We start from the raw sequence: 24,892 nt of genomic DNA, 5'->3' as shown, positions 1-24,892 counted from the left end.
AAGATTACGAGATGGCTGAAGAAATGGCGATCCGCTATTTGCAGCAAGACCGTGAAGGCATCTATCGTGAGGATGCCGAGGAATTGCTGGATTACATCTATTTCGAGCTGGATATGCCGCCCCGTCACTTTTTGACCGGTGAGCGGGAAGATTTGTACAGCAAGCACGAACGGGCCCGCCACAGCTTGGAAGAAGGCCGATTTTTGGAAGCATTGGAGATTTTGAAAGAGATTGTGGAATCAGACCCTACGTTTATGCCGGCTTGGAACAATCTCTCGCTTGCCTATTATTATGCGGGCGATTTTCAGCAAGCGATGTCCACGATAGAACAGACGCTAGAAAAAGAGAACGGGAATCTCCACGCCCTCTGCAATCTGGCGGTGCTTCTCTCCCACCACAATCGGGTCAAGGAATTGATTTCCCTGATCGACATGCTGAAAAAAATAGTGCCTTTCCATCCCGATCATGCCTACAAGCTGGCGACGACGATGGGTGTGCTGGGACAGCACGAGGAAGCGTACCGCCTCTATTACAAAATGCTCCGGTCGGGCCGTCCGCATGAAGCCTGCACCTATCACTACGCCGCCATATCCGCCTATATGAGCGGACGGAAGGAGCAGGCTATACGCTGGTGGCAAAAGGTAAAGCAGCTCGATCCAGAATCGAATGTAGCCGACACCTACTTGGAAATGGTAAAAGCCGATAGAGACGGACAAACTAAACAGGTGATCCCGTACCACTACCACCAGCCGCTGCAGGAGGTCTCCTGGGAAAAAGCGCCGGAAATCGGGGGAGAGGAGCTGAAAAATGATCCGATGATCCGGGCCTCGCTGCTCTGGGCCCTCCAACACGGCCGGGATGAGGTGAAATTCGCCGTATTGCAGACGCTCTCCCTCATCGGCGATGATGAAGCCGAAGCGGCTGTGCGCCAATGCTATCATCAGACGGATGATCCCCAGCTGAAAAAGCTGGCGCTGCTGGCCCTTGCGGATATGGGAGCCGATCTGCCAGGGGCAGCCGAACCTTCCCGCAAAATGGCGGCGAGGGAGGCGGCCGGCACAGGCAAGTCAGCCCCGCAGGCAGCAGAGGAGAAGGACGACGTGGAGCGGTGCATCCACCAGCTCTTTTCCGAAAAAGGGCAGCAGGAGCTCCGGTCATGGTCGCTCGCGGCTTGGAAACAATACAAGCAGGCGGACAAGCCTCTCGTGCACATTCGCAAAACAGTGGCATGGCTCGCCGCACTTGAATACTTATACGGAACGGTCAAAAATCAAAAGCAGTCCCAGGCGCAGCTGGCACAAAAATACGGAGTTTCTCCAGCAACTGTGTCAAAGTGTGTAAAAGCGCTGCAAGCTCTTGATTTGAAATAGATTCTCATTTTATAATAAATACAAATAAGAAATGGTTGCAGATTGAGGAGGCAGTGGATTATGAGCGATCAAAAAGTGTATGACGTCATCATTGCCGGCGCAGGCCCTGCGGGGATGACCGCCGCTGTATATACCTCTCGCGCAAACATGAGCACGCTCATGCTGGAACGCGGAATTCCGGGCGGACAAATGGCCAATACCGAGGAGATCGAAAACTATCCGGGCTTCGGATCGATCCTGGGGCCGGATTTGTCTACGAAAATGTTTGAGCATGCGCAGAAATTCGGCGCCGAGTACGCGTACGGCGAAATCAAAGAAATCAGAGACGAGGAGCCTTTCAAACGGGTGATCACCTCGGATAAGGAATACCTGGCGAAATCCGTCATCATCGCGACGGGAGCAGAGCATCGCCTGCTGGGCGTTCCCGGTGAAAAAGAGCTTTCCGGACGCGGCGTTTCTTACTGCGCGGTATGTGACGGAGCCTTTTTCCGCGGCAAAGAGCTGGTCGTTGTCGGCGGCGGCGACTCTGCGGTAGAAGAAGCGGTCTTCTTGACCCGTTTTGCTTCGAAGGTGACCATCATCCACCGCCGCGATCAGTTCCGCGCACAAAAAATCCTGCAAAAACGCGCATTTGACAACGAGAAGATCGACGTCATCTGGGATACGGTCGTCAAAGAAATTCGCGGAGACGGCAAAGTGCAGGGCGTCCTTTTGGAAAATGTAAAAACGGGCGAGCAGCGCGAATTTGCCACGGATGGCGCCTTTATCTACGTGGGAATGGACCCGCTGACCGACAGTGTCCGCCACCTCGGCATCACCAATGAAGCCGGCTATGTGCTCACCGATGAGCGCATGCGTACCAAAGTAAAAGGCGTGTTTGCGGCAGGGGATGTCCGTGAAAAAATGCTGCGTCAGGTGGTAACGGCTACCGGCGATGGTTCGATCGCGGCACAATCGGCGCAACACTACGTCGAAGAGCTGAACGAGCGCCTCGCGGAACAAAATGTCACAATCTCTTAACCTGTTTGTAACATGGGTGAAATATTTGGGGAGTAAGATAAAGACAATGAATTGACCCCCTTATCTATACGAACCTTTCGCGTGGCTGATGAAGCCACGCCATTTTTTTTCTTTGTACATACCCTGACAGAAACGGGCGCACGGGCGGGATGGCCAAAGGATGCGAATAGGCGGGCGAATATGGTATGCTTATGTCAGAATCGTAGGAGGCGAGTGGAGTGACAGAAGTGGGAAATGAGAGAGCCGTTAATCTCTTGATCATTACAGGGATGTCTGGAGCGGGGAAAACTGTCGCCGTACAGAGCTTGGAAGATCTGGGGTTCTTTTGTGTCGATAACCTGCCGCCGGTCCTGATCCCCAAATTTGCGGAGTTGATCAAGCAATCGGGTGGCAATATTGAGCGTGTCGCATTGGTCGTGGATCTGCGCGGTCGCGAATTCTTCGAGAGCCTGTCCGAAGCGATCGACAGCTTGAATCAAATGGAAGGGATCACCTTTCATATCCTCTATCTGGATGCGAATGATCAGACACTGGTTTCTCGTTACAAAGAAACAAGGCGTCGCCATCCGCTGTCGCCCAACGGTTCGCCATTAGAAGGAATTCATGCCGAGCGGCGCTTGCTTCAAGAGATGAAAGGGCGCGCCCATCAAATCATTGATACCAGCCAGATGAAGCCGGCACAGCTGCGTGAGAAAATTATCAGCCAGTATACCTTGCAAGGCTCATCCTTAACCATCAACATCCTGTCTTTTGGTTTCAAATACGGCACGCCGATCGATGCCGATCTGATGTTTGACGTCCGGTTTTTGCCCAATCCCCACTACGTTGAAGAGCTGCGGCCCAAAACCGGCTGCGATCCAGAGGTAGCCGACTACGTCATGAATCAGAAGGAAACGAAGGAATTCGTGGAAAAGCTGATCGATTTTCTGTCGTTCACATTGCCTCACTACCAGAGGGAAGGCAAGAGTCAGCTGGTCATTGGCATTGGCTGCACCGGAGGGAAACACCGTTCGGTGGCAATCACAGAGCACCTGGGCGAAGTCTTTGGAAAAGACTTCTCGATTCGGGTCAGTCACCGTGACATGGAAAAAAACAAGTAAGCATAGGATGCAGGAAAACAAAGAATCCGTCAGCCATGACGAAAACGAGCCTTTGTATGTGTATCAGCATATAATGAGGTGACATATGCCGACGAGGAGAATGGGATCGCAGCCTGAAGGCAGGCTGCGGGTTGTCGTGATCGGCGGGGGAACGGGACTGTCCGTCTTATTAAGGGGATTAAAGCATGCGCCGGTTCACATTACGGCGATCGTAACTGTCGCCGACGATGGAGGAAGCTCGGGGCGCCTGCGGAAAGAGATGGATATGCTTCCTCCCGGGGATATCCGCAACGTGCTTACTGCGCTGGCCGACACCGAGCCGCTGATGGAAAAAGTCATGCAGTACCGCTTTTCCACAGGCACCGGATTAGCCGGACATAATTTGGGAAATCTACTACTTGCAGCCATGAATGAAATTACCGGAGATTTTGTCACTGCGGTCAAAAAGCTGAGCAATGTCCTGGCTGTACGGGGAGAGGTCCTGCCAGCCTCGACCCAGTCTATCCGGCTCATGGCCGAAATGGAAGACGGTTCGATCATCGCGGGAGAATCACAGATACCGTTGACGGGCAAACGGATCAAACGGGTGTTTTTGGACCCCGAGGATGTGGTTCCCCTGACGGAAGCATTGATTGCCATCGACAACGCAGATGCGATCCTGATTGGTCCCGGAAGCCTGTATACGAGCATCTTGCCCAATCTGCTCGTACACGGCTTATTTACTGCTGTGAAAATGTCGGCAGCGCCCAAGGTGTACATTTGCAATGTGATGACCCAGCCGGGGGAGACAGACGGCTATTCTGCATCCAAGCATGTAGAGGTCATGTACAATCACGTGGGCGGGCCGTTTTTGGATACGGTGATCGTCAATTCCGCCTCCATCCCGGAACAGATCCTGGAGAAGTATGCGGAAAAAGGGGCGAGTCCCGTCGCTTGCGATCTAAAGCGCTTACGCCAGCTCGGGCTGCATATTGTGGCGAAGCCGCTGGTTACGTTTGAAGAGGGGTATTTGCGTCATGACGCGAATGCGGTCAGCAAAGAGGTCGTTTCCTTGATCAAGCGGAAGCGCCGGGCGCAAAAGAAAGAGAAGGAGTGAGGGTCCATGTCATCATTCGCCGCACTGACAAAAAAGGAACTGACCATGCTGGAGGTGCCTGATTGCTGCAGCCGGGCCGAACTGGCCGCGCTGATTCGCATGAACGGCAGCCTGCAATTCGGTGCGGGGCGCCTCGTCCTGGATGTGACGACGGAAAACGCGGCGATTGCCAGACGGATCTACACTCTGTTGAAAAGAATGTTTCAAGTGCATGCGGAGCTATTGGTCCGGAAAAAGATGCGGTTGAAGAAGAACAACGTCTACATCGTACGAATTCCTCACCGGGCTAACGAAATCCTGAACGAACTGCGGATCATGGGCGAGAACCTGTCGTTTGTGCGCGGAATCTCGCCCGATATCGTGAAGTCTTCGTGCTGCCGGGCCGCCTTCCTGCGCGGCGCTTTTCTGGCCGGGGGCTCGGTCAACCACCCGGAGGCATCCAGCTACCATCTGGAGATTTTCACTTCGTACCAGGATTTTTGCGAGGATCTGACGAAAATGGCCAATCGGTACAAGCTGAATGCCAAATGCATCGAGCGCAAGAAAGGGTATGTCCTCTACATCAAAGAGGGGGAAAAGATCACCGAATTCCTCAGCTTGATCGGGGCGCATCAAGCCCTCTTTTACTTTGAGGATGTGCGCATCGTCAAGGACATGCGCAACTCTGTCAACCGCCTGCACAATTGCGAGATGGCCAACATCAACAAAACGGTAAACGCCGCTGCCAAACAGATGGAAAATATCAAGCTGATCCAGGAAGAGCTCGGACTGGAAAACCTGCCGAAGCGCTTGCGCGAGGTGGCGGAGCTGCGATTGATACATCCGGACATGAATCTGAAGGAGCTGGGGGAGATGATCCCGAGCGGTCCCGTCAGCAAATCGGGGATCAATCACCGCCTGCGGAAAATTAACGAAATCGCTGACAAATTACGAGAAAAACAAAATATTTCCCCATAGAGACATGGTATACTAACGATATAAGGATACTGAGCGAGGAGGTTACACCCATGGTTCAACAGCAGGTTGTGGTCAAGTTGAAAACTGGTTTGCAGGCCCGTCCTGCGGCATTTTTTGTGCAGGAGGCCAACCGGTTTGTATCGGAGATATTCGTGGAAAAAGGAAACAAGAAGGTAAACGCGAAAAGCATCATGGGCATTATGAGCCTCGCCATCAGTTCGGGTACGGAGATTACGATTTCGGCTGAGGGGCCGGATGCGACGCAGGCAGTGACCAGTTTGAGCAATCTCGTAGGCAAAGAAGAATAGCCAGAAAAAAAGACACTTTCTCCGGGAAGTGTCTTTTTTTATCCAGACGCTTCCGCTTTTGCATGGAATCGTCGGCCACAGGGCATTGCTAACTGTGTATGAGCGGACAGACAAGGAGGAAGACGTATGAGCAGTCAACGCGATACGTATACCGAGGGTCGAGATAATTTCGACATGGATATTGACCGGATGGTAAACGAGGGACTGGGCGGTGGACAGGTCACCGATCAGAACGGACTGATCGAGGAGACCTCCACCGAAACCATGACCGGGGCCAGCACGGCTGGCGACGCTCTTGAGGAATAGGAAAGGGGAAAGAACATCATGGACGTGAATCGCGTCAGAGAAATTATCCAAGCGGAAAACAAGATTGAAGTCCAGTTTCAGGGGCAATCGGTCTGGATCGACGGGGTCGACGAGCAGACCGCCACGGCCCGCGTCCACGCAGAAGGAAATCCGGGCAACAGCATGACGGTGGATGTGGCCCAGCTGGTCGAGAAATAAACAGATCCCGCAAAACAGAAGAAGCCGGGCGCACCCAGGGTTCCAGTCCTGCCGCAAGCCCGGCTTTTTCATCTGCTACTTGAGGACATCCTCGCGCAAGATGAATTGCGCAAGCTCCTCCACTTGATCGGAGATCGCCCGATCGCTTTCCAGCGGCGGACAAATCTGGCGCACCTTCTCGAGATAGGCTCGGGTGGCGGGGGCCAACTGATTTTCCGCCTTCTCCAGGTAGATCGCTTGGGAGGCGCAGATCATCTCAATCGCGATGACGCGCGCGGCATTGTGGATGATGTCGCGGGCCTGACGCGCGGCGATCGTGCCCATGCTCACATGGTCCTCCTGGTTGGCCGAGGTCGGGATTGAGTCGACACTGGCGGGATGAGCCAGAACCTTGTTTTCCGAAACCAGAGCGGCTGCGGCGTATTGGGCGACCATCAGCCCGCATTCCAGACCGGGGTCAGGGGCCAGGAAAGGGGACAGCCCGCTCAGTTGCGGATTGACCAGACGCTCGGTGCGGCGCTCGGAGATATTGGCCCACTCGGCGGCCGCCACTTTGAGAAAGTCCATGGACAGGGCGATCGGCTGGCCGTGGAAATGGCCGCCGGATACCACCTCGCCGCTTTCCAGCACAATCGGATTGTCCGTCGCCGAATTCATCTCGATCTGCAGGCGGTGATCGACGTAGTGAAAGGCTTGCCAGGAGGCGCCGTGGACCTGCGGGATGCAGCGGATCGAGTAGGCGTCCTGCATGCGGATTTCGCCCTGGCGCGCTTCCATCGTCAGGCAGGCGGCCATATCGGCGGCGAGACCGACGCGCTCCGCCTCATTCAAGGCGACGACGCCGACGCCGGACATCGCCTGTGTCCCGTTGATCAGGGCCAGGCCTTCTTTTGCTTCCAGGGCGACGGGAGCAAGTCCCGCTTGCTTCAACGCTTCGCCGCCGGGCAAAATCTCGCCCTGGTACTCGGCGCGCCCTTCCCCGACCAAGACGATCGCGATGTGGGAAAGCGGCGCCAAATCGCCGCTAGCCCCGACGGAGCCTTTGGCCGGCACGACAGGATGAACGCCGCGATTGATCATGTCTACCAGCAGCTGAAGGGTCTCTTCCCGAATCCCGGAAAAGCCTTTGGCCAGCGCATTGGCCCGAAGCGTCATCATCGCCCGAACCACCGGAATGGGCAGGGGTTCTCCGACACCGACCGCGTCTGCCCGCAGCAGGTTGAGCTGCAGTTTGGCGATATCCGCTTTGGCAATTTCGATATCGCTCAGCTTTCCGAATCCGGTATTGACGCCGTAGAGTACCTTTCCATCGTGGATCTGCTTTTCGATGCGCTGACGGCTGGCGCGGACGCGTTCCAGGCTGGCCTGTGAAAGAGCTACCTGGGCGGTGCGGTCGACGACCCGCTGCACCTTGTGGCGATCCAATGTAAACCCGTCCAACTCAATCCGTTCCGGACCTTGTCCGGGCAGTCCTCGGTTGTCCATCGCTCATTCAACTCCGTTTCATTTCGTTTATAATTTTCAGTCTATACTGAACATTATAGAAGCAGGGCGGCGATTACGCCAAAGAGAAAAAACCTGTCACGCTTTTTGGTGATTCGTATACCATTGTTCAATCAAAGCGGCAGTTAAACGGCCGGTATTGACCAGATTTTCGATGCTGATGTACTCGCGGAACGAGTGGATATTCTGAAAGCCCAGGCCGAGCGTGATGCAGGTCAGGCCGTTTTCGTTCAGCACATTGGTGTCGGCGCCGCCCAGGGTCTCGGTCAGGTAGGGACGGACGTTGATCAGTCCCGCTGCCGCTTCGGCTGTCTGGACGAGGATATGCTCCGGCGGGATGTCAAATCCGCTGTATTTTTTCTCGATCCGCACCTGCACGCTGCCGCCGCTTTCCTCGGCGGCCTCGCGCATCGCCTCCTCCATATGCTTCAATTGACGCTCCAGCTTGTCTTGGGAGAAACTGCGCACCTCGCCTGCTACCGTCACGCTGCCGGGGATGATAGAGGTAAGGGTTCCGCCCTGGATAATCCCCATATTGGCCAGCGTGCCGTCGTCCACAACCCCCAGCTTCATTCCTAGAAGCCCTTTGGCCGCGATCAGGAAGGCGCTGTTTCCTTCCTCAGCATTGAGAGCGATATGGGCCGCATTTCCCTCCACCTCCATCCAGATGCGGCTGCTGTAAGGCCCTTTGAGAATGATCTGGCCCACGTCGCCGCTGCTGTCAAAGATATAGCCCGTCTTGCTTCTCGGCTTGCTGTAATCCAGATGCGCCGCCCCGATAAGCCCCGGCTGTTCATTTACGGTCAGGATAAATTCAATCGGGCCGTGGGGGACGCCGCTTTCCACAATCGCCCGGACGGCTTCCAGATAAGCAGCCAGCGCGGCGCGGTCATCGGCTCCCAGTATGGTCGTGCCGTCTGAATAGATAACGCCGTCTTTGATCACCGGCTTCAGCTGTTCGGTAGGCAGGACGGTGTCCATATGGGTGGAGAAAAACAACGGCGGAATCGAGGAATCCGTTCCTTCCCGCCAGGCGATCAGATTGCCGACCTCGCCGCCGAACTGGGTATGCGCCTCGTCAAATTCCAGGGTAAAGCCGAGTGCGGGCAGCGCTTTTTTCAGGTACTCCGCGACAGGCCCTTCTTTTGTGCTGGGGCCGTTAATTTTCGTCAGCTCCAGAAAAAGAGCGAGCAAACGCTCCTCCTGTACATGTGAAGCGGCGCGCGATACATGGTTGGTCATGGGTGATCCCTCCATCCGTGAAATCAAGATCTAAGCCGATTGGCTCACAACGACTTTCCCGTTTTTCACTACCGTTTGCACGATGTTCATTCCCAGTTGGTAGGCGATATGCTTGTAGGTGGGGACATTCCAAATCTGCAGGTCCGCCACTTTGCCCGCCGCGATCACGCCCCGGTCGTCCAGCGCCAGTGCCTGCGCCCCGCCATAGGTGGCCGCCTTGATCGCCTCTTCGACGGAGAAGCTGTACAGCCGGCATGCCAGATTGATGACGAACGGCATGGAGACGGTATAGCAGGCCGGGCAGAGGTCTGTGGCTAATGCCACCTTCATGCCCCGGTCGAGCATGTTGCGGGCGTCAAAGGGCTGCTTATGCTTGACGGCGAAGTCCAGGGCCGGCATCAAGACGGCGGTGACGCCTGCTTGGGCCAGCTTTTCCATGACGGGGACAGGGGTGTAGTTCAGATGGTCGACAGAGACCATTTTCATCTCGGCCGCCAGATCCGACCCGCCGATATAGGAATAGGCGTCGGCGTGTATTTTCGGCTTCATGCCGTACTTCAATCCGGCTCGGAGAATCAACGCCGACTCCTCAGCGGTGAAATAACCGTCGTCACACCAGACATCGCAAAAATGGGCCAGACCGCGCTCGCCCACCTGGGGGATCATCTCGCTGACAATGACGTCCAGGTATTCGGCTTTCGTCAGATTCTCGGGGAAGCCATGCGCCCCCAAAAAGGTGTGAAAAACGTCAAGCGGCGTCTCTTCTCCCAGCCGCTTGCTGACCTCCAGAATTTTGATCTCGCTCTCCGTCGTCAGACCGTAGCCGCTTTTGCTCTCAACCGTGGTGATGCCGTATTCCAGCATCGCCAGCAGCCGTTTTTTGGACTGGGCAAACAGCTCCTCGGCAGGCGTATCCCGGGTGAGCTCGACGGTGCGGCTGGGTCCCATGGCAATCCCCAGCTCCTTCAGTTTTTCCGGGGAGTGTCCGGCTACCTTGGCGGCATACTCTTCCACGCGTGTTCCGCAGAAAACCAGGTGCGTGTGAGAATCGACGAAGCCGGGCGCGACGACCTTGCCGGAAGCATCCAGCACCTCCGTGTCTTCTCCAGCATAGTGGCTGACGATCTCCGCTTCGGAGCCGACACCGGCGATAAGGCCGTCTTTAATCGCAATCCAGGCATGGCGGATGACGCCGATATCTCCCATGCCATCGCCTACGCACGTTACAGCTTCGGCCGCATTGCTGATGATGAGATCGGCTGCGGCCTTTGCGCTTCTATCAGACATCGTGACGATACCTCCTCGACCAGATTGGCAGAAAAGAGCGGTAGAGATCCTCGGGGATCGGATCTCTACCCACTGCTTTTCCGGGGGAACGATCAGGCTTTTGCTTCTTCGGTCTCCAAATCTTTTGGCCCAAACGTCGCTTTCGGGGTCCACCAGAGCGGGATCTTGATGCTTTCTTTGGTCAGCTTTCCTTTGCCGTTGGCGACATCGCGGGCGATCTCGTAGCCGGCCTGCGCGTGACGGACGACCCCAATACCGGAGTCGAGATTGTCCCGGGAGAAGGCGACCGGACCGGAGAGCTCGCCGCGGCGGACCATGTCGTTTACCTCCAGGGCAAAGGCTTTGCGCTGGCCAAAGCCCATGTAGCAGATCCGCGCAGGCAGAGCTTCGATCGGGATGTGCTTTTTCGCCAGGGAGATCCAGCGGGTCACGAGCAGGTCATCGCTAAATTTCTCCAGCACCATGTCGTCGATCTTGCGCAGGTCTTCCGGGTCGCCGGAGAGGCATACCCAGCGGAAAGGTCCGCGGCCTTCGCAGAAGAGAGGACGGATGTACTCGGCGACGAAGCCGGGCAGACGTTTTGCTTCTTTTTCATCCATGCCCGCGTCGATGCACTCTTTGCGGATGCTGGTGCCGTATTCGAAGGCGTGCACGCCCAGATCCATGAAGCGGATCAGCGCTTTCAGCTCGCGGATCATCGTGGCGCGCGCCTTTTCCAGGTACAGCGCGCGGTTGGTATCGCGCAGCTGCTCGGCTTCTTCGACAGTGTATCCGGACGGCAGGTAGGAAATCGGGTCATGCGCGGGCGTCATCGAGGTCGCGATGTCCGGCAGGAAGCCTTTTTCCAGCGCTTCCTCAAAAATGTCAGCCGCGTTGCCCACGACCGCCACGCCGAGCGGCTTCCCTTGGGCCGCGTGGGATTTGGCCAGCTCGATCGCTTCGTCCAGCGAGCCTACCATCAGGTCGATGAAGCCTTTGTCAATTCGTCTTTGAATGATGTTGACGTTGGAGTCGCAGAGGATCGCGACGCCGCCGTGCATGGTCATCGCCCGGGTTTGGTTGCCGCCCATGCCGCCGGCGCCAGCGGTCAGGAGGATTTTGCCGACGAGCGAGTCGTTGTAATGCAGGCGGGCGATCGCGGACAGCGTCTCGAAGGTTCCCTGGATCACGCCCTGTGTCCCGATATACTCCCAAGGAGCGGCCGTGTAGTTGGCGTACATCGTCAGGTTTTTGTCCTGCAGGTCGTAGAAGGTGGGCCAGTCCGCCTTCATGATATTGGTCGTCGCCATGACGACGGTTGGCGCGTACTTATGCGTTTTGAAAACCGCCACTGGCATTCCGGATTGGACGACCAGCGTTTCGTCATCTTCCAGCTCTTTTAGGGTTTTGACGATGGCATGGTAGGATTCCCAGTTGCGGGCAGCCTTGCCGATCCCGCCGTAGATGACCAGCTCTTCCGGTTTTTCTGCATTTTCCATATTGTTCTCGAGCATGCGCAGAATGGCTTCCTGTCTCCAGCCCTTGCAGCGGAGTACGGGACCTCTTTGCGCTTTTACGGAGTAGAGAATCTCTGGTTTTGACATGAATCATTCCTCCTCGAATGTGGTAGTTGGTGTTCTCGCCTAAAGGAAATTGCAAGCGGCGTGCCAACGTCTTCTGTTTGGGGAAAACCGCGATATTTCCGGAAAGTACGGGATGCAGACAGGGCGGGATGCACAGATACTCTTTGCACCTTTTCGGCGAGAAAAGAGAGGAGGCGGGAAAAACCCTTGATCGGCCTTGAAAAAACAGGATGCAGATGATCTCTGCATGCAGACTATTTCGTAAATTCCGAATTAATGATATATTTCATTTGTACAACGAGTGACAGGGCAGGAGGGAAGGAATATGATCGCCGCATCGGTCGGATCGATTTTGCGGAGCTTCGTAGACGGAGTGATCGTGCTTAATGACCGGCATGAAATCATATGGCATGACTTGAGCGAAGAGATCTCCCTGGCCGCCAAGGCAGGGCTTCCGATTTCCGAGCTCATCCCCAGTGCGGGCCGCCTGGATTTTTCCCGGTACCGGGCCCATTCGACGGTCAACGGTGTGCCCAAATACGTCAACTACAGTACGTTTCCGATTCAGCGGGACGGGGAGACGATCGCCGTGTTTTCGCTCAGCACCAATGAATCCAAGCTCAAGGACTGGCTCCACCAGACCATCGAGATCAAGCGACAGGCGTTGGAAAAGGAGAAAAACCAGCGCAACGAGCGTAACGGCACGACCTTTTCTTTCCCGGACATCAAAGGAAAAAGTCTCGCGATCAAAGGGCTGATCAAGGAGGCGCAAGCGATTGCGCTCCACAATGCCGATGTGCTGATCGTCGGGGAAACCGGTACCGGGAAGGAGCTGTTTGCCCAAAGCATGCACAACCACAGCCCGCGCGCCAAAAGCCCCTTCGTCGCGATCAACTGTGCAGCGATTCCGGAAAATCTGCTGGAGAGCACGCTGTTCGGCACCGTAAAAGGGGCCTTTACCGGGGCGACGGATCAGATCGGTTTGTTTGAGTATGCCAAGGACGGCACGCTGTTTCTCGATGAGATCAACTCCATGCCGATGACGCTGCAGTCCAAGCTGATGCGCGTCTTGCAGGAGCGGCTGGTGCGGCGTGTGGGGTCCAACGAAGTGACGCCGGTGGAGTGCACGGTTATCAGCGCCTCCAACGAGGATCCCGAGAAGCTGATCGAAGAAGGGAAGATGCGGCTGGACTTGTTCTACCGGATCGCCCACACCAGCATCTACATCCCTCCTCTGCGTGAGCGCAAGGAGGACATCCGGTTCTTCACCGACTATTTCCTCGCCTACTACAGCAAAAAGTTCTCCAAGTACGTACCGCCGTTTTCCGAGGAGCTGCTCGAGGTATTCCTGGCGTATCCATGGCCCGGCAATACGCGGGAATTGGAGCATCTGATCGAAAATGTGGTGATCCGGGCGAGCGAGACGGACGAGGCGATCGAGGTGGATCACCTGCCGGCTTATATGAGAAGGAAGATTTTTGCGGATCCCGGCTACCGGGCAATCGAGCAGAAGCAGAAGGAAACAAAAAAGAGGCCGCTGACATCGATCTTCTCGGCCTCTCATGTGCACTATATTCAACAGACATTGGAAGAGACGGGCTGGAATATCTCCAAAACCGCCAAAAAGCTGGGGATTACCAGGCAAAGCCTGCAATACCATATCAAAAAGCACGGCCTTGGCAAACGGGACTAGACCCGTTTTTCCAGATTCAGCCGCTTGTTCATCAAATACATGATCGGCGCCCCGACCAGCATCACCGCCAATTCGCCAGCCGCTGTCGTAAGCCACGTGAAGTAGAACGGCATATCGAAAACCAGCTTCAGCTCATACGCGATCAAAAACATGGTAAAGGTGAAGACGGCGGTATTCACCATCATGCGGGCCCAGACGTCTTTGATGAACCGCATCGTGAACATCGTAATCAGCAGAGCCAGCACGGATTGGCCGACGCCGAATACCAGGTCGTATGCCGCCATCGGCGAGAAAAGCAGGTTGGTCAGAAAGACCCCCAGGATAATGCCGAAGAAATACTTCTTGTTGAAGACGATGAGATGATTGAACATTTCGGATACCCGAAATTGTACATTGGTAAAGCCAAAAGGCTGGATGAGCATTGAGACCGCAATGTACAGAGCAGCCACAATGCCGTTGACGACAAGTGTTTTTACGTTCATATTCAGTTAGCTCCTTAGTTTTTTATCGTGGGATGGTTTCGAACCACGTGGGCATAAAAAGATCCCAAAGACATATGTTATCGCTTGTGCGACAGAGGAGTCAATGGAAATTCCGGCATACGCAAAGAAACCCTGCCGGTGATGGCAGGGTTTCCACACGCAGGACACGATTCGCGTGTCTGTTTATTTGGCTGCAGCTTCGGACGAGATGACCTTGTCGATCAGGCCGTATTCCATCGCCTCTTGCGCGGACAGGAAGTTGTCGCGGTCCGTATCCTTCTGGATGCGCTCCAAGGGTTGACCCGTGCGTTCCGAGAGGATTTTGTTCAGGTGCTCGCGCATTCGCAGGATGCGTTTGGCGGCGATTTCGATATCGCTGGCCTGCCCTTGTGCTCCTCCGAGAGGCTGGTGGATCATCACTTCGCTGTTGGGGAGGGCGTAGCGCTTGCCCTTGGTGCCCGCTGCCAGCAGGAAGGCGCCCATGGATGCCGCCATCCCGATACAGATCGTGGATACATCCGGTTTGATAAACTGCATCGTATCGTATATAGCCATACCGGCGGTAATCGATCCGCCCGGGCTGTTAATATACAAGTGAATGTCTTTTTCCGGGTCTTCTGCTTGCAGGAACAGCATCTGTGCCACGACGATATTGGCTACGGTGTCGTTGATCGGCGTACCGAGAAAGATGATGCGATCCTTCAGCAGACGGGAATAGATATCGTAAGCACGCTCACCGCGGTTGGTCTGTTCAATTACAGTCGGAATCAAGTTCATGTGCATTCAGGTCTTCCTCCTCTCTTTGTAAGAATATCATACACAAAAGGTCAACGAAGGTCAATGAAGGTCAAACATGAAAACTGCACGTCTCTTACACCATCTTGACCAAAAAACCGGAAGCTAAACGTGATCAGCGCAGAAAAGTTTTGTTGGCCCGAACCACGACTCCCGCGAGTGCTCCCAAAAAGGCGGCCCAGACCGGCAGAGCGAGCAGCCAGCCGATCAGCGGAATGGTCATCAGGCACTGAAGGAGAAATACGCCGACGAGCTCAGCCAGCAGCGGAGAGAGGCGCCAGTGAAAGCGTTCCGCCAGCCGGATGCCCAGCCAGGCCCCGACGAATACCTTGGCTGCCCAAACGAGGATCGAATAGGCCGCCATCAGAAGGACCGCCACCGGAATTCCCACCATGGTGATGAGCAGGATGAGCGACAAAAGCGGAATGCCCAGCATCAGAATAAGTCCCCACAGATACAGGCTGCGTCCACCCTGATCCAGCTGCCGGGAGATCCCCGCCAGTCCAGCGGGGAACAAATAGCGGACAGCCAGCCACATCAAAAGCGTGCAAAGCAGGGAGGCGAGGCCCAGCAGGAGCGGAAAGTAGGAGAAGCGTTCGGTTTTCTGCACAGGCTCCATCGGGGTGAAAGAGACCTTGCCCGCGATGGTCACACCAGGCGCAATCATTGCCTCCCCGGGGCTGGTGTAGACCAGGTCGCCGCCGATTTCGGCAGGCGCGTCGAGCCGGATGGTTCGCGCATGCAGCATGGAGATGCCTTCGCCGACTTTCCCGGAAATGCGGATGCTGTCGGCCATCCCGTTTGCTTCCCGGCTCACCTCTCCCAGCAGATCGGCGTTGGCTGCCAGCATGAGCAGGTTCTTCCCAATCCGTCCGTTCGGCTCCAGCAGGAGGTGATTGGAGATGCTGGCTACGCTTCCTCCCACCTCGCCATTCAGCAACAGCGTGTCCGTCACCGAGCGGATATCCCCCTCGACTTTGCCGGAGACGATCGTGGTTGCCGCGAAGCTGAACAGATCCCCTGTAATTTTCCCCTTTATCTGTACATTTTCACTGAACACGTATAAGTCGCCGTCGACGACGCCTTCGATTACCGTCCTGGCGGCGCTTACGGCCAAATCCCCCCGATGGACGCTCTCCTGCGCCAAGTAGTATCGCTCCTCGGCAACGCCGGAAAAGGCGTAGGCGACAGAGGAGACGAGCAAGAGACTCGTCAGCAGGATCAAAGCAAACATCCTTCTCAAGCTACTTCACCTCCTGTTTGTCAAAGCGCGATGTAGAAAGGGGCGAAAAGCGCAGATTCAACACCAGAAGCAAACCGGCCAGCAGCAAAAACGGCAGCGGAAGCGCGATCAGGTAGGCGGCGGGCGCATGGAAAAGGTCGCGGGCACTGTCATTCAGCCAAAAGGCGGAACTCCAGAAAAGCTGGCTGCGCCAGGCGGTCCAGATCGGCAGAGCCCACTCGGCCCAGATTTTCTGCCAGAAAAGGAGATAGCAGGCGAGCGAGATCAACATGCTTCCGGCCACCAGGAGGATTCGCCACCAGAAACGGCGGCGGTTTCGCTTGTGCAAGAGGGCTATGCCTTCTACCTGCGCGATTGTCAGGGGATCCAGCTCCATCGGGAGGGGAGGGAGATCAGCAGCGAAAAAACGCTCCGCCACCCACTTTTCCTCCGCCTGCTGCATCTCCAGTGCCCGGCGGCAACCGGCACAGGCGTTGACATGGTCTCGTACAGCGGCCGCTTCCATATCTGACAGTTCCCCGTCCACGTACATCATCAAGGTAAGCGCATCAATATGCGGCATCGGATTCTCTCCTTTCCTCCCTGTGTTGAACGAGCAGCTCTTTCAACTGCTTTCTTGCCCGGAACAGCCGGGTCCCGATTGTGTTTTTGCTCATGCCCACGATGCTGCCAATCTCTTCGTAACTCATATCCTGAACAAAGCGGAGGGTGAGAATCAGGCGATCCGTCTCATTCAGGCGGTCCAGCAGGGCGGTCAATTCAGAACAACTCTCTTTTTCCAAGAGGAACAGCTCCGGACTTTTTACCCGTTCGGAGGGGGATTTGTGGACCTGCTGATGAAGCTGTTCCGCTTCCAGCACGATCTCCCGTTTTTTTCGCAAAAAGTCGATACAGGCATTGGAGGCGATGCGGTAGAGCCAGGAGTGAAACGGCAGGTCGGCATCGTATTTGTGCAAATGCTGCGCCACTTTCAGCCAGATTTCATTATGCAGGTCTTCGGCGTCGTGATAGCCGGAGACCATCCTTCTGATGATGCTCATCACCCGGGGAGCAAACAGCGCGACGAGTGCGGGAAACGCCCGAGACTGTCCTTTGAGAAACTGCTGTACATACTGGGCCGCCTCCCGATTTGCCCGTGCCAATTCCGGATCCATACTCGCATCCCCTCCTCCCACCTTTAGATACGAAGAATCGGCAGGGAAAATTTCACTGCCGATTGATCCGTCTCATTTAGACGTCCGATTCGTCCGCAAGTTGTGGAGGGGGTGCCGCCGCTTTGTCTTCGGCTTCGCTCAGCTCGACGGCCAGCCGCAGCTTGGCTTTCATCTTTCTCCCTTTGATGATCGTGTATTCGTCTACCTCCCTGGTTTGCAGCCGGTTGATCGCTTCGGCCAGCAGCTCTTCGTCATCATAGGGCTGGATGGTGAGCAGACATTCTTCGTCGCTGGCTTCCTGATAGATGAGATAGTAGCGTTCGGGCGGCATGCGGCATTCCTCCTCACCGGGTTATCCACAAAGTTATCAACAGGTTGTGCACAAAAACGTTTGTTCGCGGAATAAAAGGAGGGATCCCGCGACCATCTCTCCTTAGAAATAGTGTGGCATCATATGACAGGATGACGCATAGGAAAGTTATGGCAAGAAAAAGAAGGAAAAGGGTAAAACGTGTCGAAGTCTCAAAAATGGAATGTATTACATAATTTTATTGGAGGGTGTGTACCATGCTTCGCAAAGTTCCAGCTATGCTGCTTACGGCAGCTCTCCTGACCGGAAGTGTTGCCGCTACCGCAGCGCTCGCCCAGGAGACGGCCGTTCAGCAAAAAATCACCGTAAAATTGAACGGAAACGAGCTCCCATTCCCGCAAGATGTCGTGACGGAGAACGGCGTGGCCTACGTGAACGCCAGCACACTGGCGCATGCGCTTGACGCAAGCGCTGCGTGGGATACCATGATCGAATCCCTATTGATCTCCAAAAACAATCAATACGCCCTGCGGATGTACAAAAACAGCCATTTTGCCTACAAAAACGGCAAGGAAATCCACGTGGCCCATCCGCCGCGCGTAACGACAGGCGCTGTACTGGTTCCGCTCGTCTATATCGCGCAGGAACTGGGTGCCACGGTATCCTATGATGCCAACACCCTGACGTACAACCTGAGCGTTCCTGTCGAGAAGTAAGCGAGACTGGTTGATTCCTCCGTTGTACGAGAATCGCCTCTTCCGACGTTGTACGAGAATCGCCTCTTCCGATATAATAAGGTACAAGATGAGGGAGAGGGGAATGTCCAGTGGAAGCGGCAGTGATCATCGCGAGTGTCATATTGTTTATTGTGATTATCGGTCTGACACTCTTTGTCACCAGAAAAGCCTATTCTCGGAAATACTACAATAACGATGATCAATAGAAAAACGGGATCTCAAGCCGCTCTCCGCCAAGGGGAGCGGCTTCTTGTCCGAGCCGTTCGTAGAAAAGCGGGCAGCGGAGTCGGAATTGACAATATTTTTGATATGTTACGAATTTATATGTTGCAAATTTTCTTATTTATTTTACAATGAGAGAAGGTGACTCATTGTTTGTCCGTAAAGTAAAAGGGGGTTTTTTCACAATGAAAAAACAGAAAAGCATTACTCTTCTCACTACTGTATTCGCGCTGGGCGCAGTTCTCGCAGGATGCGGCGGCGGAGGTAATGCAGGTGGCAATGCGGGCGGTGGCGGACAGGCAGCTCCGGAGTCGGCAAACAATAGCGGCGGCGGCAGCACTGGCGGCGCACTGGAAAAAATCGTGATCGCGACGGTAGGTCCGATGTCCGGTCAATACTCCGACTACGGCAGCACGGCAAAAGCGGGTGCTGAATACGCTCTGAAGCAACAAAAGGACAAGTTTAAGGAGCTGGGCTTTGATGTCCAGTTGCTGGCACAGGACGACCAGGCCGATCCAAAGCAAGCCGTGGCGGTCGCTCAAATGCTGATCTCCAACGCAGACGTTCTCGGTGTCGTCGGTCACGCTACCACAGGGGCATCGATTACCGCATCTGCTCAATATGAGACGGATAATCTGGTAATGGTTTCTCCGTCCGCGACAGGTTCCAACCTGACAGAAGAAGGCAAAAAAATCGTTCACCGCATTTGTGCGCGTGACGACCAACAAGGCTCCAAGGCAGCTATCTTTGCCAAGAACCAGCTTAATGTTAAAACTGCGTACATCGTTCATGACAAGCAAGCATACGGCCAAGGTCTGGCTGATGAAGTGAAAAAGCAATTCGAAAAAGACGGCGTAACCATCGCAGGTTACGAGGGCATCACTGCTGGGGAGAAGGATTACAGCGCGGTCATCAACCAAATCCTGGCTGCTAATCCGGAAATGATCTACTTCGGCGGATACTACTCCGACGCAGGGATCCTGATCAAGCAAGCCCGTGAAAAAGGCTTCAAAGGCGTATTCATGGGCGGAGACGGTTACGACTCTGCTGACCTGGTGAAAATCGCTGGAGCTGAAAATGCAAACAACGTGATCTTTACGTCCACAGTCGGCGATCTGACTGCGACCGAAGAAGGCAAGAAGTGGATTGCTGACTTCGAAGCCGCAACCAACAACAAAGTCGGTATCTTTACCTCCTTTGGCTACGACTCCATGAATGTATTGCTGAACGGTCTGGAAAAAGCCATCAAGGCAAATGACGGCAAGAAGCCAAGCCGTCAGCAAGTGATGGAGGCGGTCCATGATACCAAAGACTTCCAAGGTCAATTCGTAAAAGTCACCTTCAACGAAAAAGGCGACAACGAATTCGCATCGGTTTACGTGTACAAGTACGAAAACGGCCAAAAAGTATATGTAGGCGAAGCCAAGTAAAGCAGGCGAGCCAGAGGAAACGCCCTGGAGAGAAGCGATCTCCAGGGCGTTTCTGCTAGCGGATGCCTTGCTTGCTGGGAAGACGTTTGGCCGGACGGCCGTAACCGTTGTGCTCCTTGTTCTCCCGAGCGTGGGCCTGGGCTTCATGAACTTTATCGACGAACTCTTTCGTGCTCATCCGGGTAAAATCCATTGTCGCACCTCCCTCTGTTGGCATCGCGCTTTTTTACTATGACCGAAATGGAGAAGTTTACTCCACGGAAAAAAAGACGAAAGGAAAAACCTCCGTTCGCATAGCAAACGGAGGTTCATGTATTCACTGTAGATAAACAAGATGGTACGCCCGAGAGGAGTCGAACCTCCGCACGCGGTTCCGGAGACCGCTGCTCTATCCACTGAGCTACGGGCGCATGGTAATGTGACAGATTTCATTATAAAAGAAATTGTAGCCAGTTGCAACCCGCGCATTTCTTCCAGAACGCATTTCAGATATTGGCAGGAAAATTGCATGGGAAAGCGAATATAATGAAAATAGATAAAAGTGAGAATGAACGATGGAGAATACTGCGCAGAACTGCTTGAAGGGGGGCGAACACCGGTGAACATGGGCCTTGGACTATATCAGGAACAGACATTGAAGCTGGTCATGACGCCGGAGTTGAGACAGGCGATCACGATTCTGCAGTTTTCGGCCGTGGATCTTGTGTCGTATTTGCAGGAGCAGGCAAATGAGAATCCAGTCTTCGAGCTGCAGGAAGCAGCGATGGAGGCAGCGCCTGCCAAGATGGAGAAGCAGCAGCCCGAGATCGACTGGAAAGAAGTCATTGGCAATCGTGCCACAGGGGAGTATTCTTCCGGAAAAAATGAAAGCACTTACAATCCGCTCGATTTTGTCCATCAGGGAAACATGACGTTGTATGAGCATTTGGAGAGCCAGCTTGGCTATATCAAAAGCTTTACCCCGGCACAAAGGCGAATTGCGCAATTTTTGATAGGCAATCTCGATGAAAAAGGATATCTAGAGATTACGCTGGAGGAAGCGGCTGAGCGCATGGGCGTCGAACTAAATGAAGCCGAGGATGTCCTGGTGGTGATCCAGCATTTTGATCCCGCAGGCGTGGCAGCAAGAAGCCTGGAAGAGTGTCTGCTGCTCCAATTGAGACATCTGGCGCTGGACGATGAGGCGATCGTTCAGGTCGTGACCCATCATCTTCAGGATCTGGCAGATTGCCGCTTTCAGCGCATCGCCGACAAAGTAGGCTGTACGGTGCAGGAGGTTCAGGCGATGGCCGATCTCCTGCGCACGCTCAACCCCCGTCCGGGCGCCGCTTTTTCGCACGTCGACACCCGGTATGTCATCCCGGATGTAACCGTGGAAAAGGTAGGCGAGGAATACCTCGTCCTGGTGAATGACGTGGCGACTCCTCGTCTGAAGATCAACAGCTTTTATGAAAAGATGCTGAACCAGCAGAAGAGTCAGGACGAGGCCAAACAATTTATTCATGAAAAGCTGAATGCAGCCATGTGGCTGGCAAAAAGCCTGGAGCAGCGCCGGCTTACCCTGATGCGGGTGACACAGGCGATCGTCGATATGCAGCGGGATTTCTTTGACCGTGGCGTTCACTATCTGAAGCCGATGACGCAAAAGGAAATCGCCGAACAGGTAGGGCTGCACGAGTCCACGATCAGCCGGGCGACCAGCAACAAATACGTGCAAACGCCGAGAGGGCTGTTTGAACTCAAGTATTTCTTCACCTCCGCGCTCTCGACGGCGGGCGGAGAAGCGACCTCCTCGGAGAGCGTGAAGCGGCGGATCAAGCTGTTGATCGACCAGGAGGATCGCAAACAGCCGCTGTCCGACCAGAAGCTCTCGGAGATGCTGCTGGAAGAAGGGATCGAGATTTCCCGGCGGACCGTGGCCAAGTACCGGGAAGAGATGATGATTCCATCCTCCGCCAAGCGAAAGAGGTTTTGATCGGTGAAAAATGAGCCATTTCAAATCGTTCTGTACGGCCGACCGGGGTGTCATCTCTGCGATCAGGTAGAGGTGATGCTGCAGGGGCTTCGGGAGGAATACCCTCTGGAGCTGCGGTTGGTCAATATTGAGCAAGACACGGAGCTGCTCGAGCGGTACCTGTTTGTCATCCCGGTGGTGGAGATTGACGGGGAGGAAGTGTTCCCGTCAGTGACCCATGTCGTGACCCTGGAGGAGCTCCAGGCAGAGCTGGCCAGGCGCTCCAAAAGCAAAGAGTGAGAAGCGGCGAGATCCCTGCGCATCCCGGAAAGAACCAAAACCGGGCGGAGGGATCTTGCATGTTTTTGACAACTGTGATACAGTCTAAGTGCGAAAAGCGTTTCTTTTTTTGGTTTAAGTGGGACGTAAAATGTATATACATGGACAAAAAATGTCCCGGTTTAACATGTCTGGAAAAATCAAATCCTGGGGGAAAAGGAAGTACACATGATGCAGCGTTTTATCGAGATGCAACAAAAACTGCTTCCGGATCTGGTCCCCGTCATGCGGGATCGCTATATGCTGCTTCGGTCGATTTCTCACCAACAGCCGATCGGCAGGCGGGCGCTGGCTCAGGCTATGCAGACCACGGAGCGGATCTTGCGTGCAGAGGTGGAACTGCTGAAGGAGACCGGCCTGCTCTACGTTACTGCGGCCGGGATGTCTCTGACGGAAGAGGGCGCGCAAGTCCTCGAAGAGATGGAGCCGCTCGCCAGTGACCTGTTTGGGCTGAGCGAACTGGCCGAGCAGCTTCAGCAGGTGCTGGGGATCCCTCAGGTGGTCGTCGTGCAGGGAAATGCGGATCACTCCGCCTGGGTGCTCGAGGAGCTGGGACGAGTCGGAGCGCGGCTGCTGAAGCAGTACATCCGCGAGGGAGACATCGTCGCGGTGACGGGCGGGACCTCCGTCGCCAGCGTGGCTCATCATCTGGCGCCAGCCCCTTCGTTTCGCGGCGTACAGTTCGTGCCGGCGAGGGGCGGACTGGGCGAGCGGGTAGAGCTTCAGGCCAATACGCTGGCCTCCGCCATGGCAGCCAAAACAGGCAGCTCGTATCGCCTGCTGCACGTCCCTGACCGCCTGCGTCCCGATGCCCTGCAGACGCTGATGGAAGAGCCGCAGGTGCAGGATGTGCTCTCGCTTTTGCAGCAGACGCGGATCGTGGTGCACGGGATCGGCGATGCGCTCACGATGGCGAAGCGGCGTTCCTATACGGAAGCGGAGCTGCAGGAGCTGCGGGCCTCCGGAGCAGTGTCCGAGGCATTCGGCTACTACTTCGACGCTGCCGGCCAGATCGTTCACAGGCTGCCGACGATTGGGCTGCAGCTGGAGGATGTCCAGCGGGCGGAGACCGTACTCTCCATCGCCGGAGGAGAAAGCAAGGCAAAAGCGATCCTTTCCTTTGCCAAACAGTCGTGCCAGAATGTACTTATCACGGACGAAGGAGCCGCACGGGCGATCTTGTCCGCTACTCGACTGTAACGGAAGGAAGTACGCCAGATGAATATGTATTCGCTTCTCCCCATCCTCTCGCTGATAGCCGGCATCGCCCTTAGTCTGACGTTTGGTTTCCCGCTGTTTTTAGGGATTGTTTTGGCAATCTTGGTCACACTGGTAAGTGTAAAAAGACTTGGGTATTCCTGGCGGAAGCAGTGGGAATATGGCCTGGAAGGGGTCAAACAGACCAAGCCCGTCCTGATGATCCTGTTTTTGGTCGGGCTCTTGATTCCGCTCTTGATGATGGGCGGGACGATCCCGGCGATCATCTATTACGGACTGTCAGTCGTCGATGTGAAATTCATGCTGATCCTTTCCTTCTTATTGGCCGCCGGAACCTCCTATCTGCTCGGCACCTCAGTAGGGACGCTGAGCACGGTCGGACTGGCGCTGATGGGCATCTCCCATACCGCGGGCGTACCCGCCGAGATGGTAGCGGGAGCGCTCATCAGCGGAGCGATGGTGGGCGAGCGTTTTTCTCCCATCTCCAGCAGCAGGCTGTTGATCCTCAGCAGTATCGGAATGACAGAGCGGGAGGACCGCGGGAACAGTCGGACGGCTCTCGCGGCGGTGGTCGTCACGGCGCTGCTGTTCGCCGTGCTGGATCTGCTGCGGGCACAGTCCGGAGACAGCGGGATGATTGCGCATTACCAGGGGCTGCTACGTGAGCACTTTGCCATCGGCTGGCTGCCGCTGATGCCGCTGCTGGTCCTCATCGGATCATTCGCCTTTCGGGTAAAGGCAGTCCCGGCTCTGCTCTACGGGCTGCTCGCAGCGGCTGTACTGGTGATCGGCACGGTGCCAATAGAGCTGGCGCAGATGGGTCGCTCGATCCTCCACGGCTATGAGCTGCACACGGGGACGGCTCTTGATCAGCTCGTCCGCGGAGGCGGGATGATGGCCATCCTGAGCGTGCTGGTGCTGATTTCGCTGGCCGGCTTTCTCAATGGCATCCTGAATCGGGCCAATCTGCTGGCGCCGCTCGTCGAGGGGCTTCTGGGCAGGACGCAAAACACCGTCATCCTGGCGGCCAAAGCCGTACTGCTGTCGCTTTTGGTCGTCATCATCAGCTGCAATCAGACGATCCCGATTCTGGTGATGGGCTCCACCTTGCTTCCCCGCTTTGGCCAGATGGAGCGAGGGCATGTATTTCTCGGACGGACGATGCTCGACTCCACGCTGGTCATACCGGTCCTGATTCCCTGGAACGGGCTGGCGATGGTGATGGCGGTGACGCTCGGCATCCCCACATTGGAAAGTCTTCCTTATCTCTTTTTCGCTTTTGTTTTGCCTGTACTTACGATCGCGACAGCCCGGCGATTTCAAGCGGCGGGAAGTCCATTCACACATAAAAAAGCCATGTAACAAG

Annotated in this window: 26 protein-coding genes, 1 tRNA gene and 1 riboswitch (1 of these 28 only partly in view); of the genes, 15 read left to right on the top strand and 12 right to left on the bottom strand. The window is 55.3% G+C overall.

Annotated elements, in window-relative coordinates; genetic code table 11:
• The 8 genes from JD108_RS19725 to JD108_RS19690 all read left to right on the top strand — a co-directional run.
• On the top strand, positions 1 to 1,370 hold the 3' portion of the coding sequence (locus tag JD108_RS19725; protein ID WP_198827637.1) for a tetratricopeptide repeat protein. The gene continues 304 nt to the left of window position 1, outside the view; 1,370 of the gene's 1,674 nt are visible here — the last part of the coding sequence; its start codon lies beyond the left edge, outside the window; it ends in the stop codon at positions 1,368 to 1,370.
• A gap of 60 nt (positions 1,371 to 1,430) precedes the next feature.
• The gene (gene trxB / locus JD108_RS19720; protein ID WP_198827636.1) at positions 1,431 to 2,390 is read left to right on the top strand and encodes a thioredoxin-disulfide reductase; all 960 of its coding nucleotides are present in this window, start codon (positions 1,431 to 1,433) and stop codon (positions 2,388 to 2,390) included.
• Positions 2,391 to 2,608: 218 nt separating this feature from the next.
• Positions 2,609 to 3,490: an RNase adapter RapZ gene (gene rapZ / locus JD108_RS19715; RefSeq protein ID WP_198827635.1), complete on the top strand. Its 882-nt coding sequence runs from the start codon at positions 2,609 to 2,611 to the stop codon at positions 3,488 to 3,490.
• An 85-nt stretch (positions 3,491 to 3,575) separates the two neighbouring features.
• A complete protein-coding gene (locus tag JD108_RS19710) occupies positions 3,576 to 4,586 on the top strand; it encodes a gluconeogenesis factor YvcK family protein (protein ID WP_323958387.1) in 1,011 nt (336 codons plus the stop codon).
• Positions 4,587 to 4,592: 6 nt separating this feature from the next.
• Positions 4,593 to 5,543, top strand: coding sequence for a DNA-binding protein WhiA (gene whiA / locus JD108_RS19705; RefSeq protein ID WP_198827634.1), 951 nt, complete (start codon positions 4,593 to 4,595; stop codon positions 5,541 to 5,543).
• A gap of 50 nt (positions 5,544 to 5,593) precedes the next feature.
• Positions 5,594 to 5,851 (top strand): HPr family phosphocarrier protein, encoded by a 258-nt coding sequence (locus tag JD108_RS19700; protein ID WP_198827633.1) that lies wholly within the window; start codon positions 5,594 to 5,596, stop codon positions 5,849 to 5,851.
• Between the two features lie 126 nt (positions 5,852 to 5,977).
• Positions 5,978 to 6,157 carry a hypothetical protein gene (locus JD108_RS19695; RefSeq protein WP_198827632.1) on the top strand — a complete coding sequence of 60 codons (180 nt, stop codon included), beginning with the start codon at positions 5,978 to 5,980 and terminating at the stop codon, positions 6,155 to 6,157.
• A gap of 18 nt (positions 6,158 to 6,175) precedes the next feature.
• Entirely contained in the window at positions 6,176 to 6,355 is a 180-nt protein-coding gene (locus JD108_RS19690; protein WP_198827631.1) for an H-type small acid-soluble spore protein, read from the top strand.
• Positions 6,356 to 6,430: 75 nt separating this feature from the next.
• On the opposite strand, the gene JD108_RS19685 is transcribed toward JD108_RS19690, so the two are convergent.
• The 4 genes from JD108_RS19685 to hutU all read right to left on the bottom strand — a co-directional run bounded on the left by JD108_RS19685 (position 6,431) and on the right by hutU (position 11,970).
• Positions 6,431 to 7,840, bottom strand: a complete 1,410-nt coding sequence (locus JD108_RS19685; RefSeq protein WP_198827630.1) for an HAL/PAL/TAL family ammonia-lyase — start codon at positions 7,838 to 7,840, stop codon at positions 6,431 to 6,433.
• A gap of 96 nt (positions 7,841 to 7,936) precedes the next feature.
• Positions 7,937 to 9,100, bottom strand: coding sequence for a M20/M25/M40 family metallo-hydrolase (locus JD108_RS19680; protein ID WP_198827629.1), 1,164 nt, complete (start codon positions 9,098 to 9,100; stop codon positions 7,937 to 7,939).
• A gap of 30 nt (positions 9,101 to 9,130) precedes the next feature.
• Positions 9,131 to 10,387 carry an imidazolonepropionase gene (gene hutI / locus JD108_RS19675; protein ID WP_198827628.1) on the bottom strand — a complete coding sequence of 419 codons (1,257 nt, stop codon included), beginning with the start codon at positions 10,385 to 10,387 and terminating at the stop codon, positions 9,131 to 9,133.
• A gap of 92 nt (positions 10,388 to 10,479) precedes the next feature.
• Positions 10,480 to 11,970 carry an N-tau-methylurocanate hydratase gene (gene hutU / locus JD108_RS19670; protein WP_198827627.1) on the bottom strand — a complete coding sequence of 497 codons (1,491 nt, stop codon included), beginning with the start codon at positions 11,968 to 11,970 and terminating at the stop codon, positions 10,480 to 10,482.
• Positions 11,971 to 12,274: 304 nt separating this feature from the next.
• On the opposite strand from hutU, the gene JD108_RS19665 reads away from it, so the two are divergent.
• Positions 12,275 to 13,642, top strand: a complete 1,368-nt coding sequence (locus tag JD108_RS19665; protein ID WP_198827626.1) for a sigma-54 interaction domain-containing protein — start codon at positions 12,275 to 12,277, stop codon at positions 13,640 to 13,642.
• Here JD108_RS19665 and JD108_RS19660 read toward each other — a convergent pair.
• The 6 genes from JD108_RS19660 to JD108_RS19635 form a co-directional block, all read right to left on the bottom strand.
• A complete protein-coding gene (locus JD108_RS19660) occupies positions 13,639 to 14,124 on the bottom strand; it encodes a QueT transporter family protein (protein ID WP_198827625.1) in 486 nt (161 codons plus the stop codon). The genes JD108_RS19665 and JD108_RS19660 overlap by 4 nt on opposite strands.
• Before the next feature lie 8 nt (positions 14,125 to 14,132).
• A riboswitch (PreQ1 riboswitch) is annotated at positions 14,133 to 14,177 on the bottom strand.
• Between the two features lie 130 nt (positions 14,178 to 14,307).
• Positions 14,308 to 14,907, bottom strand: coding sequence for an ATP-dependent Clp endopeptidase proteolytic subunit ClpP (gene clpP, locus JD108_RS19655; RefSeq protein ID WP_323958386.1), 600 nt, complete (start codon positions 14,905 to 14,907; stop codon positions 14,308 to 14,310).
• 127 nt (positions 14,908 to 15,034) lie between these two features.
• Positions 15,035 to 16,162, bottom strand: a complete 1,128-nt coding sequence (locus JD108_RS19650; RefSeq protein WP_198827624.1) for a bactofilin family protein — start codon at positions 16,160 to 16,162, stop codon at positions 15,035 to 15,037.
• 1 nt (position 16,163) lies between these two features.
• Positions 16,164 to 16,724 carry an anti-sigma factor family protein gene (locus JD108_RS19645; RefSeq protein WP_198827623.1) on the bottom strand — a complete coding sequence of 187 codons (561 nt, stop codon included), beginning with the start codon at positions 16,722 to 16,724 and terminating at the stop codon, positions 16,164 to 16,166.
• Positions 16,711 to 17,316 carry an RNA polymerase sigma factor gene (locus JD108_RS19640; protein WP_198827622.1) on the bottom strand — a complete coding sequence of 202 codons (606 nt, stop codon included), beginning with the start codon at positions 17,314 to 17,316 and terminating at the stop codon, positions 16,711 to 16,713. The genes JD108_RS19645 and JD108_RS19640 overlap by 14 nt, the downstream gene beginning before the upstream one ends.
• Before the next feature lie 76 nt (positions 17,317 to 17,392).
• The gene (locus JD108_RS19635) at positions 17,393 to 17,647 is read right to left on the bottom strand and encodes a hypothetical protein (RefSeq protein WP_198827621.1); all 255 of its coding nucleotides are present in this window, start codon (positions 17,645 to 17,647) and stop codon (positions 17,393 to 17,395) included.
• Between the two features lie 236 nt (positions 17,648 to 17,883).
• Here JD108_RS19635 and JD108_RS19630 point away from each other — a divergent pair, with 236 nt between their 5' ends.
• Together JD108_RS19630 and JD108_RS19625 are read left to right on the top strand one after the other, a co-directional pair.
• The gene (locus tag JD108_RS19630; protein WP_198827620.1) at positions 17,884 to 18,342 is read left to right on the top strand and encodes a copper amine oxidase N-terminal domain-containing protein; all 459 of its coding nucleotides are present in this window, start codon (positions 17,884 to 17,886) and stop codon (positions 18,340 to 18,342) included.
• Positions 18,343 to 18,770: 428 nt separating this feature from the next.
• A complete protein-coding gene (locus JD108_RS19625; RefSeq protein WP_198827619.1) occupies positions 18,771 to 20,015 on the top strand; it encodes a branched-chain amino acid ABC transporter substrate-binding protein in 1,245 nt (414 codons plus the stop codon).
• A 55-nt stretch (positions 20,016 to 20,070) separates the two neighbouring features.
• Here the strand turns inward: JD108_RS19625 and JD108_RS19620 are convergent, their stop codons facing one another.
• Together JD108_RS19620 and JD108_RS19615 are read right to left on the bottom strand one after the other, a co-directional pair.
• Positions 20,071 to 20,208: a DUF4023 domain-containing protein gene (locus tag JD108_RS19620; RefSeq protein ID WP_198827618.1), complete on the bottom strand. Its 138-nt coding sequence runs from the start codon at positions 20,206 to 20,208 to the stop codon at positions 20,071 to 20,073.
• A gap of 142 nt (positions 20,209 to 20,350) precedes the next feature.
• Positions 20,351 to 20,425: transfer RNA gene (locus JD108_RS19615), tRNA-Arg, on the bottom strand.
• 188 nt (positions 20,426 to 20,613) lie between these two features.
• On the opposite strand from JD108_RS19615, the gene rpoN reads away from it, so the two are divergent.
• The 4 genes from rpoN to JD108_RS19595 all read left to right on the top strand — a co-directional run bounded on the left by rpoN (position 20,614) and on the right by JD108_RS19595 (position 24,888).
• Positions 20,614 to 21,990 (top strand): RNA polymerase factor sigma-54, encoded by a 1,377-nt coding sequence (gene rpoN, locus JD108_RS19610; protein WP_198827617.1) that lies wholly within the window; start codon positions 20,614 to 20,616, stop codon positions 21,988 to 21,990.
• Between the two features lie 3 nt (positions 21,991 to 21,993).
• A complete protein-coding gene (locus JD108_RS19605) occupies positions 21,994 to 22,269 on the top strand; it encodes a glutaredoxin family protein (RefSeq protein ID WP_198827616.1) in 276 nt (91 codons plus the stop codon).
• 210 nt (positions 22,270 to 22,479) lie between these two features.
• A complete protein-coding gene (locus tag JD108_RS19600; RefSeq protein ID WP_198830192.1) occupies positions 22,480 to 23,508 on the top strand; it encodes a sugar-binding transcriptional regulator in 1,029 nt (342 codons plus the stop codon).
• An 18-nt stretch (positions 23,509 to 23,526) separates the two neighbouring features.
• Complete coding sequence (locus JD108_RS19595; RefSeq protein ID WP_198827615.1) at positions 23,527 to 24,888, top strand: Na+/H+ antiporter NhaC family protein; 1,362 nt, start codon at positions 23,527 to 23,529, stop codon at positions 24,886 to 24,888.
• The last annotated feature ends 4 nt before the right edge of the window (positions 24,889 to 24,892 follow it).

This window comes from Brevibacillus composti (assembly GCF_016406105.1).
Classification (GTDB): domain Bacteria; phylum Bacillota; class Bacilli; order Brevibacillales; family Brevibacillaceae; genus Brevibacillus; species Brevibacillus composti.
Note: the sequence above shows the minus strand (reverse complement) of the source record. Positions and strands in the feature narration are given on the sequence as shown.

Coding starts and splice junctions, on each gene's coding strand:
- trxB (WP_198827636.1), top strand. CDS start 1,431: ATGAGCGATCAAAAAGTGTATGACGTCATCATTGCCGGCGCAGGCCCT.
- JD108_RS19710 (WP_323958387.1), top strand. CDS start 3,576: ATGCCGACGAGGAGAATGGGATCGCAGCCTGAAGGCAGGCTGCGGGTT.
- whiA (WP_198827634.1), top strand. CDS start 4,593: ATGTCATCATTCGCCGCACTGACAAAAAAGGAACTGACCATGCTGGAG.
- JD108_RS19700 (WP_198827633.1), top strand. CDS start 5,594: ATGGTTCAACAGCAGGTTGTGGTCAAGTTGAAAACTGGTTTGCAGGCC.
- JD108_RS19695 (WP_198827632.1), top strand. CDS start 5,978: ATGAGCAGTCAACGCGATACGTATACCGAGGGTCGAGATAATTTCGAC.
- JD108_RS19690 (WP_198827631.1), top strand. CDS start 6,176: ATGGACGTGAATCGCGTCAGAGAAATTATCCAAGCGGAAAACAAGATT.
- JD108_RS19685 (WP_198827630.1), bottom strand. CDS start 7,840: ATGGACAACCGAGGACTGCCCGGACAAGGTCCGGAACGGATTGAGTTG.
- JD108_RS19680 (WP_198827629.1), bottom strand. CDS start 9,100: ATGACCAACCATGTATCGCGCGCCGCTTCACATGTACAGGAGGAGCGT.
- hutI (WP_198827628.1), bottom strand. CDS start 10,387: ATGTCTGATAGAAGCGCAAAGGCCGCAGCCGATCTCATCATCAGCAAT.
- hutU (WP_198827627.1), bottom strand. CDS start 11,970: ATGTCAAAACCAGAGATTCTCTACTCCGTAAAAGCGCAAAGAGGTCCC.
- JD108_RS19665 (WP_198827626.1), top strand. CDS start 12,275: ATGATCGCCGCATCGGTCGGATCGATTTTGCGGAGCTTCGTAGACGGA.
- JD108_RS19660 (WP_198827625.1), bottom strand. CDS start 14,124: ATGAACGTAAAAACACTTGTCGTCAACGGCATTGTGGCTGCTCTGTAC.
- clpP (WP_323958386.1), bottom strand. CDS start 14,907: ATGCACATGAACTTGATTCCGACTGTAATTGAACAGACCAACCGCGGT.
- JD108_RS19645 (WP_198827623.1), bottom strand. CDS start 16,724: ATGCCGCATATTGATGCGCTTACCTTGATGATGTACGTGGACGGGGAA.
- JD108_RS19640 (WP_198827622.1), bottom strand. CDS start 17,316: ATGGATCCGGAATTGGCACGGGCAAATCGGGAGGCGGCCCAGTATGTA.
- JD108_RS19635 (WP_198827621.1), bottom strand. CDS start 17,647: ATGCCGCCCGAACGCTACTATCTCATCTATCAGGAAGCCAGCGACGAA.
- JD108_RS19630 (WP_198827620.1), top strand. CDS start 17,884: ATGCTTCGCAAAGTTCCAGCTATGCTGCTTACGGCAGCTCTCCTGACC.
- JD108_RS19625 (WP_198827619.1), top strand. CDS start 18,771: ATGAAAAAACAGAAAAGCATTACTCTTCTCACTACTGTATTCGCGCTG.
- JD108_RS19620 (WP_198827618.1), bottom strand. CDS start 20,208: ATGGATTTTACCCGGATGAGCACGAAAGAGTTCGTCGATAAAGTTCAT.
- JD108_RS19600 (WP_198830192.1), top strand. CDS start 22,480: ATGCAGCGTTTTATCGAGATGCAACAAAAACTGCTTCCGGATCTGGTC.
- JD108_RS19595 (WP_198827615.1), top strand. CDS start 23,527: ATGAATATGTATTCGCTTCTCCCCATCCTCTCGCTGATAGCCGGCATC.